This window comes from Bacillus sp. FJAT-29790, assembly GCF_019039215.1.
Classification (GTDB): Bacteria; Bacillota; Bacilli; order Bacillales; family Cytobacillaceae; genus Cytobacillus.
On sequence record NZ_JAHNZZ010000001.1, the window covers coordinates 1,722,671 to 1,739,267 of the forward strand.

General features: G+C 39.2%; 16 protein-coding genes. 1 reads left to right on the top strand and 15 read right to left on the bottom strand.

Translation table 11 applies throughout. The annotated features are described in order from the left end of the window. Positions 1-114 precede the first annotated feature (114 nt). The 6 genes from BGM26_RS08115 to BGM26_RS08140 all read right to left on the bottom strand — a co-directional run bounded on the left by BGM26_RS08115 (position 115) and on the right by BGM26_RS08140 (position 5,942). On the bottom strand, positions 115-600 hold the full coding sequence (locus BGM26_RS08115; RefSeq protein ID WP_217039283.1) for a dihydrofolate reductase: 486 nt from the start codon (positions 598-600) through the stop codon (positions 115-117). Then, positions 597-1,391, bottom strand: coding sequence for a thymidylate synthase (locus BGM26_RS08120; RefSeq protein ID WP_217039285.1), 795 nt, complete (start codon positions 1,389-1,391; stop codon positions 597-599). Before BGM26_RS08120 ends, BGM26_RS08115 begins: the two co-directional genes overlap by 4 nt. 72 nt (positions 1,392-1,463) lie before the next feature. Next, positions 1,464-2,165, bottom strand: a complete 702-nt coding sequence (locus tag BGM26_RS08125; RefSeq protein WP_217039287.1) for an anthrax toxin lethal factor-related metalloendopeptidase — start codon at positions 2,163-2,165, stop codon at positions 1,464-1,466. A gap of 232 nt (positions 2,166-2,397) precedes the next feature. After that, positions 2,398-3,009, bottom strand: a complete 612-nt coding sequence (locus BGM26_RS08130) for a TerD family protein (RefSeq protein ID WP_217039288.1) — start codon at positions 3,007-3,009, stop codon at positions 2,398-2,400. Positions 3,010-3,178: 169 nt separating this feature from the next. Beyond that, a complete protein-coding gene (locus BGM26_RS08135) occupies positions 3,179-4,291 on the bottom strand; it encodes a toxic anion resistance protein (protein ID WP_217039290.1) in 1,113 nt (370 codons plus the stop codon). Positions 4,292-4,295: 4 nt separating this feature from the next. Next, positions 4,296-5,942: a YceG family protein gene (locus BGM26_RS08140; protein WP_217039292.1), complete on the bottom strand. Its 1,647-nt coding sequence runs from the start codon at positions 5,940-5,942 to the stop codon at positions 4,296-4,298. Between the two features lie 327 nt (positions 5,943-6,269). Between BGM26_RS08140 and BGM26_RS08145 the strand changes: the two genes are divergently transcribed. Then, complete coding sequence (locus BGM26_RS08145) at positions 6,270-6,518, top strand: hypothetical protein (RefSeq protein WP_217039293.1); 249 nt, start codon at positions 6,270-6,272, stop codon at positions 6,516-6,518. Here the strand turns inward: BGM26_RS08145 and BGM26_RS08150 are convergent. The 9 genes from BGM26_RS08150 to BGM26_RS08190 all read right to left on the bottom strand — a co-directional run bounded on the left by BGM26_RS08150 (position 6,515) and on the right by BGM26_RS08190 (position 16,128). Beyond that, positions 6,515-7,309, bottom strand: a complete 795-nt coding sequence (locus BGM26_RS08150) for an HAD family hydrolase (RefSeq protein WP_217039294.1) — start codon at positions 7,307-7,309, stop codon at positions 6,515-6,517. The two genes, BGM26_RS08145 and BGM26_RS08150, sit on opposite strands and share 4 nt — an antisense overlap. Continuing rightward, positions 7,306-8,415, bottom strand: coding sequence for a cysteine protease StiP family protein (locus BGM26_RS08155; protein ID WP_217040707.1), 1,110 nt, complete (start codon positions 8,413-8,415; stop codon positions 7,306-7,308). The genes BGM26_RS08150 and BGM26_RS08155 overlap by 4 nt, the downstream gene beginning before the upstream one ends. Position 8,416: 1 nt before the next feature. After that, positions 8,417-9,799 carry a phosphoribosyltransferase family protein gene (locus tag BGM26_RS08160; protein ID WP_254119144.1) on the bottom strand — a complete coding sequence of 461 codons (1,383 nt, stop codon included), beginning with the start codon at positions 9,797-9,799 and terminating at the stop codon, positions 8,417-8,419. After that, the gene (locus tag BGM26_RS08165) at positions 9,726-10,937 is read right to left on the bottom strand and encodes an HpcH/HpaI aldolase/citrate lyase family protein (protein WP_217039295.1); all 1,212 of its coding nucleotides are present in this window, start codon (positions 10,935-10,937) and stop codon (positions 9,726-9,728) included. The genes BGM26_RS08160 and BGM26_RS08165 overlap by 74 nt, the downstream gene beginning before the upstream one ends. Positions 10,938-11,278: 341 nt before the next feature. After that, a complete protein-coding gene (locus BGM26_RS08170) occupies positions 11,279-12,046 on the bottom strand; it encodes a TerC family protein (protein ID WP_217039296.1) in 768 nt (255 codons plus the stop codon). A 280-nt stretch (positions 12,047-12,326) separates the two neighbouring features. Further along, the gene (locus BGM26_RS08175) at positions 12,327-12,932 is read right to left on the bottom strand and encodes a YpjP family protein (protein ID WP_217039297.1); all 606 of its coding nucleotides are present in this window, start codon (positions 12,930-12,932) and stop codon (positions 12,327-12,329) included. A gap of 434 nt (positions 12,933-13,366) precedes the next feature. Continuing rightward, on the bottom strand, positions 13,367-14,140 hold the full coding sequence (locus BGM26_RS08180) for a class I SAM-dependent methyltransferase (protein WP_217039299.1): 774 nt from the start codon (positions 14,138-14,140) through the stop codon (positions 13,367-13,369). Between the two features lie 310 nt (positions 14,141-14,450). Then, positions 14,451-14,885 (bottom strand): BrxA/BrxB family bacilliredoxin, encoded by a 435-nt coding sequence (locus BGM26_RS08185; protein WP_217039301.1) that lies wholly within the window; start codon positions 14,883-14,885, stop codon positions 14,451-14,453. A gap of 115 nt (positions 14,886-15,000) precedes the next feature. Then, entirely contained in the window at positions 15,001-16,128 is a 1,128-nt protein-coding gene (locus BGM26_RS08190) for a conserved virulence factor C family protein (protein WP_217039302.1), read from the bottom strand. Positions 16,129-16,597 lie beyond the last annotated feature (469 nt).

The window sequence follows — 16,597 nt, forward strand, 5'->3', positions numbered from 1 at the left end:
GATAGCATTTTCGAGGAGTCAAGTGCCCTCCGCTCCAATCAACTCAGATTATTAAATAAAAAGCACATTATAAAAGAAACAAACCTTACGAAAACAGCCTTTCACTAAGTTCAACTATTTCTTTTCGTATATTTCAAAATCATAATCATACGGATTTTTTTCATCCTTGATTCCTTTTTCCTTGGATACAAGCGTCCATTTCGTCATATCTAACTCAGGGAAAAAGGTATCGCCTTCAAACTTGTCATGAATGCGCGTTAAATAAAGACGATCGACACTCGGCAATATAACTTTGAAAATCTCAGCACCACCAATTACAAATACTTCATCGTCCTTGTTGCTACTATATTCAACTAGTGCATCAACAGAATTCAGCACGGTGCAGCCATCACAAGTGAATGCAGGATTGCGGGTAATCACAATGTTTTCCCTGCCCGGCAGAGGTCTTCCGATCGAATCCCATGTTTTTCGCCCCATGGCAATCGGGTGTCCCATCGTTGTTCGCTTAAAAAACTTCAAATCCTCCGGCAGATGCCATGGAAGCTCATTATTATTTCCAATTACACGATTTTCGTCCATCGCCCAAATAAGGGAAATCATACACTAACCACTCCTTTAATATGCGGATGCGGGTCATAATTCTCTATGTCAAAGTCCTCGAATTTGTAACCGAAAATGTCTTTAACATTTGGATTGATTGTTATTTTTGGAAGTGTACGAGGTTCACGTCCCAACTGAAGATGCACTTGATCGACATGATTCTGATAAATATGGACATCCCCAAACGTATGGACAAATTCACCTGGCTCTAAATCACAGACTTGAGCAATCATTAACGTAAGCAGTGCATAGGATGCAATATTAAAAGGTACACCAAGGAACACGTCAGCTGATCTCTGATAAAGCTGACATGACAATTTCCCTTCAGCTACATAGAATTGAAACATACAATGGCAAGGCGGTAATGCCATCTTTTCGATCTCACCAACATTCCACGCATTGACAATCATTCGTCTTGAATCGGGATTCGTTTTAATTTGCTGGATCAGTTCGCTAATCTGATCAATTGTATTTCCGTCAGCCCCTGTCCATGATCTCCATTGGTGACCGTAAACAGGACCTAAGTTCCCCTCATCATCAGCCCACTCATTCCAAATTCTCACACCATGATCCTGGAGATATTTCACATTAGTATCCCCATTTAAAAACCAAAGCAATTCGTGAATAATTGACTTCATATGCATTTTTTTTGTTGTCAGCAGCGGGAAACCCTCCTGCAGGTTAAAGCGCATTTGATAGCCAAAAGTACTGAGCGTGCCTGTTCCTGTTCTGTCTTCTTTTTTTACACCAGTTTCCAATACATGTTTACAAAGCTCCAAATATTGTTTCATTTATACACAACCTTTTTTTATTAAGCGTAGATATGATTGTATCAATAAATACAGGGTATGAAAATTGAAAACCTATTTTAAATTTTTAATTAACTGATACGTTTCAGGCGCTTTTTCTTTTAAAAATTTTCGTGAGTCTCCGCCAAGAAAATACATGGCAAAGCATTCAGCGAAGTACTCTTCCGGAAATGTTAAGAAATAATCCTGATTCGGAAATAATTTTGCCTTTTCCTTTTTCCAAACGGACTGAAATCTTTGATTATTCCGGATTCCATTATATACAAACCGGTCGATCGAATGAGCGAGTTCATGCAGCTCTAAATTAACGGACCCATGTCCGCTTCCTTTTTCACTGTAACCAATCTTAACTAGAACCGTTTTGGCTCCTCCAATGCCTGGTACATCATCCCATGTCGTTACACTTTTGTATCCTCTTGGAATGACACCTTCGAGATGATGTGCGGTTGGATTATCTGTCAATTTACCAACAAATAATTTAAGTTTGATATTTTCCTTAGCTATTTTTTCAAGCAAGAAAAATGGCAAATTATCGATTCGGGAAATAATTCCGGCCGCTTTAAGCTCATCAAATGACTCAATCGGTAAAATAATGATATTTCCTAATAGATTAGGCGAATTCAGTACAATCGATTGCTTTAGTAATGATTGGTTGGGATAATCTTTCAGTTTCACACCGCCTATGGCGGCCTGCGAGCTCCCCATTAAAGTGAGGGAGATCGTCATTACAAGCATAAAAAAAACCGTTTTCCGCATTGCTGTGCCCCTTTTGCAAAGTGCTTAAATGTTCGTATTTTAGGCATACCTGAGCATCATCTTTATAGTAAAATTATATCATATAAAAATAGGATATGAGATTGCTAGATAGAGGAAAATACTAGGGCAGGGCTGTCAATTGAAAATTTTGAATTTCTTTGCGATTACAATAACAAAGGATCTGACTAATTAGTCAGATCCTTTGTTTCAGAAGCAGTTTCCGAAACTTGAATTAAGCATACGTACGAATCAATTCTCCTAAACCAGGGGCATTTGTTCCCGTTCCAATTGCGGCAAATTTCCACTCGCCGCCATGGCGGTATATTTCACTAACGACTAAGGCTGTTTTTCCACTGTAGTCTTCTGTCAAGTTAAAATGAATCAACTCTTGGTTATTAGATGGGTTCACAACCCGTATAAAAGCATTTTGGATCATGCCGAAATGCTGTTTTCTTTTCACACAATCATAAATATTGACGACGAAAACGAGCTTATGAATTTGTGAAGGCACCCGGTTTAAATCGACGATAATTTGCTCGTCATCACCATCACCGTCACCCGTTAAATTATCCCCTGTATGCTGGACACTGCCATCATTACTCTTTAAATTCCCAAAATAAATCACATCATGATTATTTCTTATTTTGCCATTTTCACCAAGCATGATAACGGAAGCGTCACAGTCAATATTTGCACCGCCACCACCGCCGAATAGGGAACCCAAAAATCCACCGCCGCCACGGTTTTGAACTGGATCCCAGCCTAATCCAACCACAATTTTAGAAAGTCCTGGATTTCCCTTTGTTAAATCAACGCGCTGTCCTTTTTGTAAGTTAATTGCCATGATTTTCACCTCATATAATTATTGTATTGATGTACCTTTTTAATAAAACAAGGCTGATTTCTCATATATTGTTGTTTTAGCCTACGAAGTTTGCCCGTTGATTATTAAATAAAAATCACATTATAACCAAACTTTACGAAAACAACCTAAAACCATGATGTAATTAAAGTCAGTTACCTTGCTGCTTCATTTTTTTAAAATTATCCTGCAGCTGTTCCAATCTTCTTGTTCCTTCTTCACGCATACGTCTATTTTCATCTTCAATTGCTTTTGTTTCCTGCATGCCCTTGATAATGATGTTCCACGATTCTTCAATCGTTTCGATTTTTATGCTTGGACTCCCTGCAAGCCTTGCAATCTCTGTACTTTGCGTAGAAATATTTTGAGCATTGCGAAGCAGCATTTCATTTGTTCTTCTGTCCAGTTCATTCATCGAATCAGCAACAAGCTTTTGTCTTTTCGCTGCTACCGCTTGAATTAACCCGTTTTTAAAAATCGGAATCGTTGTCACGAAAGCCGAGTTGATTTTTCCGATCAGCTTCGTGTTCCCTCTTTGTAACAGACGAATTTGCGGAGCCGTTTGCAAGGAAACCATTTTCGCCATTTCGAGATCATAGACTCTTTGCTCAAGCAAATCAATCGCATTTCTTAGCGTATCAAGCTGCATCGCAGCCATTTGATCTCCCACTGCGGAACGGGATTCAAGCTGTGGCAGCTGATTGCTTTTTAAGTCATCCACCTTCATTTGCCCGGCAACCGCGTATTTTTCGAGTGTTAAATAATATTGATAGTTTTGCTCGTACATTTGATCAAGCATTGTCGTTGAGTTAACCATTTCATTCTGATATTTTGAAATTTCAACATACACTTTATCAATTTCTTGCCCCATTGACTGGTACTTTCCAAACAATTGATCAATCAGTTTTTCTCCTCTTTTGAAGAGCTTGCCGAATAATCCGCCAGATTTCTTTTCAAAATCCTTTTTATCAAATCGATCCATGATTTTGCCGAGCTGCTTTAATAATTCCCCTGAATCTTCAACCTTTGTCGTTCTCATATTGCTTAAAATTTGATCGGAGAAGCGGGAAATTTGCACGGCCGGCTCCTTCCCAAATTCAAGGATCTGGATTTGGTCCCTTTCATCAATCGAACGCGCCAAATTTTGTACTTCCGGCTCCTGTCGGAGAGCTAATTTCAGCTCAGAGACATTCGATTCTGAAAATTTATCTTCTGGCGTTTTGTTCAGCGTTAAATCAAGATTTGTCTGCTGCATTTGATTCATATCTTCAATCTCCCCTTAAGTTTTTAAAAATCCCCTGGAAAATCACTCTTTTAATTAAGGATGGCTCTTTAAATTCTTGTTCAAAAACAACATCTTCAAGCCAGTGAACATCAAATAAACCTTCATCAATAAAATTTTCTAAATCATTATGTCCCGGGGGGGTATATAAAACAATGTCGATGCCGAATTGATTTAACAAAAGCAGCAAGGCCGCATCTGTTCTTGTCATTGTCCCGTTTAATTCATTGTTGTAAAGGATTAGCTTCGGTATGTCCTGCGAATAATCGAATTTCTGCATTAGTTGTAAAATACTAGCTGGGATTTGCATTCCTTGTGTAAAGAGGTACATTTTTAGTTCTTCAATATCTTCATGATGAACCGGCTTAATATAGGGCCGGGCACAGCTATTGCGGATCGCTGTCGCAATGCCATTCTGAAGACCAGAAGGCAGATGCTGATATTTCCAATAGTGTGAAGTCACCATTTTTTGCGGATCCAACAAACCATCTTTATCTAGTGCGTTCCGGTAATGAAAACGAAAGTCATTATTGACATTGTTTGTAAATGGAAACCGTCTAATAAGAAGACTTTCTTCATATTGGCTAATTGCCTGTAAGCGATCCCAATACTCTTTCCGGTTTTTGCTTACTCCGTGAACTTTGGCAAATATGGCTGGAATTTTCACCTGTCCATTTTTCACTTCGAAATTTGGACGGACCATTGCTTTCTCTTTAATAAGAATAAAAAGCTCATCATACGTGGTTTTTAAAGTAACAGATGATGGCGTATAATCCCTAAGCTGCCATGGTTTATAAAAACCAGACCCTTCATGGTTTAAGATCGATTCAATTTCCCGCGATGCCCGGTACGCGACAGTTGCTGTTCTTCTCCTCTTTTCAGCTGGAAAGGGCTCTGGCTGTTTCTTTTCTGGATAAAGATGCACAAATGGTTTTTCTTCTTGGGCATTGCCAATATCGCCATACATGCCTTCCCCTGAAGGAGAAAAAACGATCAGATCACAGCCCAATTGCAATAAATAATAAAGGAAATAATGATGGCTTTTATTCGTCTTTCCATACCATAAAAACTTTGGCATCGACGCTTTAGGATCCACATTGTCCCAGATTCCGCCAAGATGATTAAACGTCCATTTAATGACATCTACGAGCACCCGGCGCAATTCCTGGCTTTTTAAGCCTTCCGCTTCATGCGTGGAAAATAACTGCAATACTGCGATCATTGCTTCCCTAGTCTTTCTGTGTAGAGCAGGGATCTTCGATTTAAGTAAAAGCTGTTCCCCGTCCAAAAACGCGACAAATCGATTAATGGATAGGTTCTGTTCCCGATTGATATTCAATACCCTTTGTATCGCTTGGAATTGCTGATTATCAATCGATTTATCGAGCGTTTCTTCACTAATCAAGGCTAGTCCAGCCTGTTCGGTGTGAATATATTCATATAAACGGTTATAATATTCATCCTCATCTAACGGAATTCCTAGAAAATGAGCTACAACTTGTCCAATCTGAATAGTTCCTTGATCAGCGGAGAATTGCGGCCTCTCCTGGTTCAAACTTTTTAAGGTGACTAACCAATTTTCATAAGAAACCGGCAAGAGATGAATCTTCATTTGGCTGTATGATTGGTTCATGGTAATACCCCTTCCCATAACTGGCGAAAGTGATCAACTTATTATGCAAAACGAGCAAATTCAAGTGCTTCATCACCCATACATTTTTTCAGATAGGTGCTTAAAAGATGACCAGTGAAAAAGATGCATAAAATATGTAAAGTTATTACCATCATATCATACAGAATCTCATTTTCGATAACGATTACTCATCTAGATACGAAAGAAATAAGAAAAAAGTTTCACTTCCCAGAATGATAGATAATCAAGCGTTCTTTTAAACGAAACCTTCACCTTTGATTTTGTCCTTGCATATAGTTGAGTACAGAGTAGAGAAGGTGAGTAGCTATGAGATTTCTTTTTAGAAGATCGAGATATCGAGTCCTTGATTCAGATTTAGAAATAGTGACAAGTGTTTTATGTTCCGGCTATTTTATTTTGGCGGATTTATTTTTCTGGTCTTTGCTGCTGACATTTCTGACCATTCCCCTGCACCAATCACTCATATTCGCAATCTTTATCTTCACTAGTTCCTACGTCTTTGGGGCAAGCCTTTATTTATTACTGAAAAAATGGCTGGGGGAAAAGCCGGATTAGACCGTTTTTTTTAGAATATCAGTGATTTCAAATAGAATTTCTTCTCCAGCTTTTATTCCGCGTCTTTGCGAAATTAGATAATTTATCCCTTTTTCATTTGCTAATTCCCCATGTAAAGGAACAAAAGGATATTCACACACCTTTAGAAAATCATGATCAAGCAAGGAGTCACCCGCTCCGAAAACTGTATGGATTCCTTCTCGTTCTTTAATGAACTTGACGGCTTCCCCTTTACAAACGGGCTTAGGTACTAAATACAATTTTCTTCCTTGGATTGATACGCGCCAGCCATTTGCTTCAGCCAATACCCTGATCAATTTTCCCGTTTCCAAAGAAATAATCTCGTCAAGAATATAATAAAAGAAAAGGGATTCAGCTTTTTTCAACTTTCCCTTTATTTCGAATCCCTTTATTTTTTGAATCATTGCTTCCAGACTTGTGCATTCTTTTTCCAGCCGCTTTTGAACGAATTCGCGCCATTCTGTAAGGGGCTTTCCATTATAAATGATGTTCGCACCATTTGATGTCACAGCATAGGTTAAAGGAATGTCTTCCGAAAACATGAAAATCCGTTGAAATTGTTCATATGTCCTCGTCGTTACTGGCACAAACAAGATATTTTCAGCTAGTTCTCTTAAAGATTCAAATGCATCTTTTGTCATAAATGCAACTTCTAATCCATCTCTGCGCTCAACACCGACTAGGTCACTATTCGAATGTTCCTTAAATTCAGAGAGCGCCCTCTCCGAATAGATGAGTGTACGATCTAAATCAGAAGCAAACATCATCATTCTACTTTGCCTACCTTTTTAATTAATCCGCAGCATGTATAGCTCATATTTGGATAATGGATGATGTCCACGTTCCGTTCTTTTGCAAGCAGCAAAATATGCCTAACATAAGGGCTTTTAGGATCTTTCATTAAAATTTTCCAAGGCACTCTCCTCAGCAGCACCCTTGTCGTTTCTCCGACGCCAGGCTTTACATAATGAGTCGAATCAATTTCAAACTCAGCTGCCATTTTTTCTACTTCCTGCATGCCTTGAAAAGTCGCTTCTTTTCGATCGTTCATTAATCTCTCGGCAGTACGGATGGCTTCTTCCTTTATCGCTGGAAATTCATTTGTAATCACATCCAGATACTCGTTTGAAACATCTGCATCCACTAACTCCTCGTAATATTTGGCGCCATGAAAATCCCCAGGTCCAATTAAATTCTCATTTAAGACCGTTCTGCTGACTAGCCCTGATACAGTGGAATTCAAGCATGCACTTGGAATGAGAAAATCTTCCCTCGTTCCATAAAGACTTGTACAATGGCCTGGGTCAGCAAGTACTGCAAGCGTATCGTCCAGTTCAATGCCATATTTTTCATAAAATTCTTTACAAGCCTTCGTTAATTCTATCGAAATGGCCCCTTTTCCAGTCCACCCGTCAATGAACTGAATTTGTTTGCCAGGATGGCTTTTTAATATATGATGAATGGCATTTTCGTCCAAACCCCGGTCACGGATAATCGAAATGCTGTAATGAGGAAGATCTTGGTTGTAGCGCTCCAAAAGATAGCGTCTAATCAAGATGCCAATCGGGGTTCCTGCGCGAGCTAATGAAACAAGAACCGTGTTTTTCCCTTTTAGCTGATAAATCTGTTCGCCAACAATCCCCGTACAAAGAGCTACCTTTTGCTTATATTCCTTAAGCGTTTCCCTAAATAATTGCAGATAATTTTCCGGCGGCTGATATTCAATCGGCAATGTTTCGCTATAATGCTGGCCGTACTGAATTTTCCTTTCCCGCTGTTCAATTGAGCCCTCAAGCTTAAAGCTGCTTAAATCCTTTAACAAAAAAAGCACGTCTTTTTCATTGTAGGAACCGAATGGTTTTGTTTTGTCTATCATTCTATTCACCTTGTATGCCTCCATTAAAGAAAACCACTTTTATGTCATTAATATGCGTTTTTTTCAGCTCATTAAGAAATGGCTGTAGTTGGTCCAATGATACAGCTCTTTCAAAAAAGAGAAATAATTCATCATATTCATGTGGCGGAATATTGTAAACAAAATGGGCAATTTCCCTGTCATCAGGATTCGGGAAAGCTAGTCCATATTGCGCACCATATCCATCGCGCTTTTCTACATAGATCGGACTTCGGGTTGTTGACTGATATTTCACGCCATCCCCCATATATGAAGCTAGTTTCATAGGCAAAAACATAAATTCAGCCGTTCCAAGAACGAGTGACCTTCTTCCAGTGCGACGATCGGCTAAATATTGGCCAATCACCCTCATGTCCTGATCAAATTTCAAGTTTGCTGCCGAGTTTACGCCGAACCTGCCTGTTTCTTTTAAATAAGGTATTTTTTTAACCTGACCATCCAGTGAAAGAGATGTGTATTCGATTGCTGTTAATTTTTCAGGGAAAAGTTCTTTTATATGGATCGTAGAAATAGCTTGATTGGCGAGTGGAATTTCAGTTTCCGTTATTGTTTTTTCAAAAATATCTGGAGTACCAGATGTATGGATCTTCCCTTTCAGCAGACTAACAGAATGAATGATAATCCCAAGCTCCTTTTTAAGATCATCATATCTGCGGAGATTTTGTTCGGAACGCCAATCGAGTATCGAGACGACCGTATATGACTTTCTCGGAAACCTTTCATGGATCGAACGGATGATATTGATCGCCGTCTTCCCAGTCGTTATTTCATCGTCAACAAGAATAATTTCCCGATTGTTATTGAGGATCGATTCTTCCACATAGCAGCGGTGAGAAGTCGCATGTGAGTGTTCTTCCTCAAAAGTAATAACTGGATCGAATTCGATTACCTGTTCCCTCGTTGTATGAAAGAAATCTGCCTTTTGAAAAAACTGATAAAAGGCATGTCCTAGTGCCGTAGCCGTTTCCGCAAAACCGATAATGACCGGATTCACATGTTCATTTATGAAAGGATGATTTACGAAATTTTTTCCGCCATTCATAAAAGAGACTAGCAGCTCGTCCCTTCGTCCACTCTCGATTCCCTTTACCGTTTCCAAATACCGGTCTGCAAGCAGCGCCCCTGTTATTAAGCCTGTTCCCGGATCAATCGGCAAATGCTTTCCAAGAATTTTACTTACGAATAAAAAGGCTCTTTTCTTATTAATTCTTGCTGCCATATCAAACAGAGCTTCAACTTCCAATTCATAAGGATTATCTGTAATTTCAATGTCAACTTTTAACGAGCTCTGGATTGGCAGCGTAAATTTCATTGGTGAGCAAGTCAATGTATGTGAATTCTTCATTTAGCACCCCGTAAATTTCCGACTTTAAGAGAATTTTTTGCGCCCAATAGTAATGGGGTTTAATTTCATTCATTTTATTGTGAAAAGTGCTTTTCATTACCCCAATTTGTCCATCGGCACGATCAACAATGTTTTTCGCGTCTAAATATTCTTCATATGTTACCGTGTTTAATGCCTGTACAGGCCGAATATGGGTTGGATGGATAATGGTTTTACCAGTCAAACCATTCGTAATATCCATTAAGATTTCCTTAATTAGTCCATCCATATGTTTATCAATCAATTCGGTTCTTAACTCAATGCCATCCTGGCCGAATCGTTCACGAAAAGGTGTCTGCCTTAATTGCGGTTTCAGCCTTCTCTCTTTAGTGGAAAAATACTCCCAGACAGGACCTGAGATTACATACGGATGTTCAGAGCGTAAAAATACATTGACGATTTCTGAAATACAATCCCTGATTACCGCAATATCATAAACGGTCGTATCCGGATTTCGCCGAATGCCATAAAGGCCGCAAAAATCGGTTGCCCCGATTCGAATATTCAGGATTAATTCTTCGTACTGATCCAAAAGGTTTTTAATCGCAAGAAGCTCGTCCAATCTTGTTTCTTTTTCAATAATCCTTTTTGTTTCTAGAATCGGTAGTGCATATATGGAATACCCTTCATGATTCATTTTGCTTATTTCATACAAAATCAGCTTGCCATATTCCGGCTCAAACTTTGGAATGATAATCCCTGTTAGGAGATGCAGCCCCTTTTGGATGCGGATTTTCAAGCGCAAAAGCTGTTCATAGTTTCTGATTCGGATAAATAGGAGCGGCAGATCATCCTCATCCAACAGCCCTTTTTCAATGTCCTCACTTAAACGTGAAAGCTCTTCGACAAGAAGTGTTTCAGCTAAATCTACTTCTTCATCGCCAATCGAATCTTCCAAACAAATAACCATCGATGTCAGCCCAGCATGTTTCTTCGAAAGCAAGTCCTGGTGGATATTCGGCCTTGTTGCAGGCATGTAAAGTGTCGCACCGAGTGCATAGGACAATAATTCTTTTGGAGAATTTTTCGTGAAAAATTTCGGTTCTTTATAAAAAATCCGATTCCCTTCTTCTTGATGAAGGTCTGAAAATAATCTCATAAAGCTTACTCCATTTCTTGTTTTTTTAAGGCTGTTTTAGTAAAGGTTGTTGCTTTTATAATGCAATTTTCATTAAATAATCTGAGTTGATTGGAGCGGAGGGCACTTGACTCCAGCGGGAGATAGAGGGAACGGGAGACCCCACAGGCGGTAACGCCGGGGAGGCTCCCGTCCCTCCCCGCGGAAAGCAAGTGCCCGCAGCGGAAATCAACGGGCAAACTTTCAAGGCTAAAACAACAATATACGCGAAAACAGCCTTTATTAAAGATCCACAAAAAAAGGTTAAAAAGAAAGGGAGCGGACATTAGTCTGTTCCCTTTTGGTTCATTCCGATCATTAAATTATTCCCCAGTAGCTTCCTTCTTTTTGTTCATAAAATGGACAACGAAAGTAGCTGCAAACGTAATAAGTAAAATAATAAAGAAGTAGATATGATCAATATGAATGTTCGCAACACCCAACAACATTTTAACAGCGATGATCAAAATAAGAATATAAGCAGATGTTTCCAGTTCAGGAACATTGTCAATTAGCTTTAAGAAAACACCGGCAATTCCACGCATCATCAGAACGCCGAGCATTCCGCCCAATAATAGAACCCAAATTTGGTTGCTGACTCCGAAGGCCGCTAATACACTATCAACAGAGAAGGCAATATCCATAAGCTCAACAGCTGCAACCGTTCCCCAGAACGTACCAAATAACCGAATTAATAATCCGCCTTGATTCATTCCTTCGATTTCTTCCTCTTCCGCATCAGCAGCTTTTTTCTTATCAATGAAGTATTTAATCGAGAGCCATGCAAGATAGCCAGCTCCTAATATTTTTACCCACCATAATTCAATTAAGAAAACGCCGATTCCGATGGCAATAAAACGAAATGCATAGGCACCAAGTAAACCGTAGAAAAGAGCTCTACGACGCTGTTTTTCAGGCAGATGCTTGACCATGACTGCTAGAACAAGGGCGTTATCTGCAGATAAAAGACCTTCTAATATAATCAGTGTCCCTATTAACCCCCAGCTTACGGGATTAGATAAAACTTCCACCCACATCCCCCAGTTGAAAAATTGGGAATAGGTGTGTAATATACCTTCGATTATAGTCATTCTTGTAGGTTCCTCCTAGATATATAGCCATATTTTCGAGTAATAGACTCGGGCATGCTAGCCTTTGCAGTAAGAGTGATTTTTAATATAGGAATAAATTACAAATCCCACTCTACCCCAACTATCACTTTGCTTAGGCTAGGTTTCGTTCTCGTAAAATCTACTTTTTAAACTTTTGATTAACTAACTGCCATTTTTAAACCTCCGTATAAATAGAATAATTTATATACGTTGGTTACTATAAATAGTTTCGAAAATCGATAAAATAATTTTTTGATCCTCAACTCATCCAATTTGGAGGGGTATTTTTATCCCAATAAATTGTTCCTAAAGCATGGTGTGATTGAAATTGGTCATGATACGTATGGTAATGAAAGTTAAACCAGTAACCTTGTTGAGGAGGATTGTCCCTTCTTACATGAAAGCGAATAATATCCTCATTCGTTTTTTCATTTTTGATATTAAAGATTTTCTCCGATTGGCCTCTGCCCGGATTTTCCGTAACCGCTAGACTGACCAAATCCTCTTCAGGATACTGTGTAGCGATTTCTTGAATAGCCTTTTCAATATTAGGCAGGATGACATCTGAAAATTCATTTTCAATGACAGGCCTAATTTTCGCGCCAAACTTAGCATATGAAAGCGTCTCAGCCTCCAATAGCATCTGTGTAACGAATTCGTCTTTATTAAGATATCCATTTCCTTCAGATCTAGTTGATGAAGGACTAATTTCACTTCTATCATCAGGAGAAGACTCAATAATATCCCTTTTTGGGTTCTTTACTGAGCTGGATTGATCATAAAGGAAGGCTTGTGAAGGCGTAACCAACCCAAATGTTAAAATGGTTACCATGACAACAAACGATTTACGGAGCCATTTCGGCATCTTAATCACCATCCATCTATTACTTAGTCATTTTTTCTGTTAAAATTCCACTTTTTTAATATTTTCCCAAAAAATTCATTATGCTTACCATTGTAATATTCATCCTAGTTCCCTCTCTATGTACGCCATCTATCCTTTCATTCTATTATACTTTCTTCTACGGATAAAAGGAAAAATGGTTTCATTTTATGAAAAAATGATTGCTAGAAAAAAATACTTGAATAGAAATTCTCTTTTTGGGGAATAGTAAGATAAAAAATTCATATATCTGAAATGAAAGAAGAAAGGGGGATCATTCGATGGATTGGTCGATTGCATTTGTCATTATTATTTTTATCACCCTTGGATACTTTATATACTTAGCGATTGCCGATTAAAGCACTATTTGCCTTTTGGAATGGAGACTTCATGCATCTCCATTCCTTTTTTTCTTCCTATTTCTCAATGACTCCGAAATGAAATTTTGACGTTTTTCTTTTATACACATCAAAATGAAATTCCTCAAAGCGGGTGCTCCGGAAATGATCCTTTAGCACAACACGTTCTTTTGCCACTCTGATCGCTTCATTTATTAGCTCCTGCGTTATTTCCTTATAAATCGCAAAGCGGCTTAATGCCTTTATTCCATCCGATTCAAGAATATGCTCCTCAAACATCGGATCAAAATAGACACAATCATAGGAATTATTAGCGAGACTTTTAAGATAGCTAAGAGATAAGTCATTATTCACCTGAATTTGTTTCATCGCTTGATTCATTTCAGAGATCCCCGATTCCCAAGTTTGCAAACCCTTTTTCACCATATATGCTAAATAGGGATTTCCTTCAATGCCAGTTACTTTCCCATCATTTCCTACCACATAACTCGCTACAATACTGTCAGAAGCAAGTCCTAGTGTGCAATCAAGAAGTGTTTTCCCAACTTGTAGACATGCAGCTTCGATAAACGGATCGTGTTCACCTTTTATTAAACGTTTTATTCTGAAAGTGGCTGAGTTGGGATGAAAAAAGAACGGGGCATTCTCTCCAATCGGGTAAAGCTCCAAACGTTCTTTACCAACCACAATACAGTCATCCCGTTCCATTTGTTGAATCGTCCATACAGACCGCTTGTTTCTTTCAATAAAGCGGCCATTCAATTCATTAGCAATATTCTTTGCTTGTTTTGTCATTTCTTCATTCGTTCTTCCTGCTGTTGTTATAATCATTAATTTCACCTATTTTCTTTATAAAAAGCAAAAAGAAAAGGACGTCATTTGACATCCTTTTGCTTAAATCATTAGTGTTTCATTAACGAGAATTTCCTATTTAAAAAGGCTATTTTTCGCATATATTGTTGTTTTTGACTTAAATTTTACCCGTTGATTTCCGCTGCGGGCACTTGCTTTCCGCGGGAAGGGACGGGAGCCTCCTCGGCGTTACCGCCTGTGGGGTCTCCCGCTCCAATCAACTCAGATGGTTATATAAAATCATACATAAAAAGCAACAAAGTTATCAAAAACAGCATTTAAATTATAATTAGCCATTAACTTCCAATGCAGCTAGTAGATTTTCCATGATTGCTTCCATTGAATGGTCTTCAATGTCATGGCGGTGGATAAAGTGTACTACTTTATTCCCCTTTAATAATGCCATCGATGGAGAGGACGGTTCATAGCCTTCGAAGTATTCCCGCATTTTTGCTGTTGCCTCTTTATCCTGACCTGCAAAAACAGTCACTAAATGATCAGGTTTCTTTTCGGATCTCAACACAGCCTGAGTTGCTGCCGGACGTGCTAAGCCAGCAGCACAGCCGCAAACAGAGTTAATCACAACGAGAGAAGTCCCCTCTGCATTCCCCATAAATTTTTCCACTTCTTCAGCCGTCAATAATTCCTCAAACCCAGCCTGAACAAGCTCTGTTCGCATGGGTTTAACCATTTGTTTCATATATTCATCATACGCCATAGACATAAAATAGTCGCCTCCCTAACAACATTTGCATGTTAAGCATACTATAATTCAAGCAACCTTTGCAATTTTATTAGAAGGATACACGGCAGAAATATGATTATCGTTGTTATTAACTTTACTTCTTTCTCGCTTCTGTCATTTGCTTCCAGACGGAGCCTTTTGCTTCTTCACCTTCTTCGATTCTTTCAATCGCAAGTTTGATCTGCAGGCTGACCTCAAACTCTGGATCGTTTTCAGCTGCTTTCAGGGCAGGCAAGGCTGTTTCATCACCCACTTCATAAAGAAACATCGCTGCACGCCAGCGGACAAGCTTACTGCTGTCTTTTAATGCTTCCATCATTTCAGTCATTGCTTTTTCAAATCCTAAGTCAGATAGACAGTCACCTGCTGTTCTTCTGACGGTTACGGTTTTGTCTTTTAAGGCTTTATAGAGCAGAGGCAAGACTTTTTCATCTTCAATCATCCCTAGATAAACGGTTGCGAGCCTTCTGATCGACGCTTTTTCATCCTGTAATGCTTTTTCTAAAATAGACAAATCGTCAAGGGACGGATCATCCATCTGTTCGAGCATTTGGTAGCGGATACGCCAATCTGGAGCATCCAAATCTTCAAGCTTGATTTTCAAGCGATTTCGAGACTGTTTTTCCACCGCTTTTTCCGGGCTCTTTGCTTGCTCGACAAGTGTTTGCAGACGATGATCCGGGTAAGCGGCCATTAGCTCTTCGACAACTTCATTCCCCACTTGATCAAATTCACCATAACGGATCCCAACTTCCTTCCACTTTCGAACCATCACAACGTTATCAGTGGGACTTTGTGCATCTGATAACGCATTTCGAAAAATTTCGGGCAGTCCGAAACGTTTTTCTTCTGTACCATCCGTTAGCCTTACTTGCATCGGAATGTCTTTATACATTTGAATAAACACTTTGATCTCGCCAAAGTGATCATTCACTGCGGAACGATTTTCATTTCCTGATTCCGCATCTTCTCCAAACGCCATTCGGACCTGAGGCAAAAGATCCTTCCAATCATACTTCGCATTTCTTTCTACGGCCAAAAAATCTGCCACGTGGTAAACACCCTTTACCCCTTCTATGGCTAGAATATCTTGAATAACCTTTGGTGCACCGCCGCCCGTTTCCTTCTTATAATTATTACTTTTCCCCATAGGAAGCTCTTCATTTAAAATCACCTTCATCGTATTCGGACTTGGTGTTGGCTCAATCGCATTTATTTTCAAGTTCATCACCCTTTACACTATAATCGAGTTGTTAACTCATTCCATATTAACATAATTGCATAAATCGATCACAGGCTATGCTTTTAATGAAAAGGATCATTTCGCATAGTTTATTGTTTTTGGCTTTAAAAGTTTTCCCGTTGATTTCCGCTGCGGGCACTTGCTTTCCGCGGGGAAGGACGGGAGCCTCCTCGGCGTTACCGCCTGTGGGGTCCCCGCTTCCCTCTATTCCCGCAGGAGTCAAAAAATCATGTTCAAAGGATTATAGAACTGCTCTATTGGACCGCTAGTGATGAAAAAGCATGTTCAAAGGCTTATAGAAGCGCTCTATTGGACTGCTAATGGTGAAAAAGCATGTTCAAAGGCTTATAGAAGCGCTCTATTGGACTGCTAGTGGTGAAAAAGCATGTCAAGTCCTTGTTTTTGTGTAAATTCACCGGCAAGTGCTTTCAACCTAGACCCTTTCATT

Excerpts from the sequence above, each read along its gene's own strand:
- BGM26_RS08115 (WP_217039283.1), bottom strand. The coding sequence starts at position 600 with ATGATTTCCCTTATTTGGGCGATGGACGAAAATCGTGTAATTGGAAAT.
- BGM26_RS08120 (WP_217039285.1), bottom strand. The coding sequence starts at position 1,391 with ATGAAACAATATTTGGAGCTTTGTAAACATGTATTGGAAACTGGTGTA.
- BGM26_RS08125 (WP_217039287.1), bottom strand. The coding sequence starts at position 2,165 with ATGCGGAAAACGGTTTTTTTTATGCTTGTAATGACGATCTCCCTCACT.
- BGM26_RS08130 (WP_217039288.1), bottom strand. The coding sequence starts at position 3,009 with ATGGCAATTAACTTACAAAAAGGACAGCGCGTTGATTTAACAAAGGGA.
- BGM26_RS08135 (WP_217039290.1), bottom strand. The coding sequence starts at position 4,291 with ATGAATCAAATGCAGCAGACAAATCTTGATTTAACGCTGAACAAAACG.
- BGM26_RS08140 (WP_217039292.1), bottom strand. The coding sequence starts at position 5,942 with ATGAACCAATCATACAGCCAAATGAAGATTCATCTCTTGCCGGTTTCT.
- BGM26_RS08145 (WP_217039293.1), top strand. The coding sequence starts at position 6,270 with ATGAGATTTCTTTTTAGAAGATCGAGATATCGAGTCCTTGATTCAGAT.
- BGM26_RS08150 (WP_217039294.1), bottom strand. The coding sequence starts at position 7,309 with ATGATGATGTTTGCTTCTGATTTAGATCGTACACTCATCTATTCGGAG.
- BGM26_RS08155 (WP_217040707.1), bottom strand. The coding sequence starts at position 8,415 with ATGATAGACAAAACAAAACCATTCGGTTCCTACAATGAAAAAGACGTG.
- BGM26_RS08160 (WP_254119144.1), bottom strand. The coding sequence starts at position 9,799 with ATGAAGAATTCACATACATTGACTTGCTCACCAATGAAATTTACGCTG.
- BGM26_RS08165 (WP_217039295.1), bottom strand. The coding sequence starts at position 10,937 with ATGAGATTATTTTCAGACCTTCATCAAGAAGAAGGGAATCGGATTTTT.
- BGM26_RS08170 (WP_217039296.1), bottom strand. The coding sequence starts at position 12,046 with ATGACTATAATCGAAGGTATATTACACACCTATTCCCAATTTTTCAAC.
- BGM26_RS08175 (WP_217039297.1), bottom strand. The coding sequence starts at position 12,932 with ATGCCGAAATGGCTCCGTAAATCGTTTGTTGTCATGGTAACCATTTTA.
- BGM26_RS08180 (WP_217039299.1), bottom strand. The coding sequence starts at position 14,140 with ATGATTATAACAACAGCAGGAAGAACGAATGAAGAAATGACAAAACAA.
- BGM26_RS08185 (WP_217039301.1), bottom strand. The coding sequence starts at position 14,885 with ATGTCTATGGCGTATGATGAATATATGAAACAAATGGTTAAACCCATG.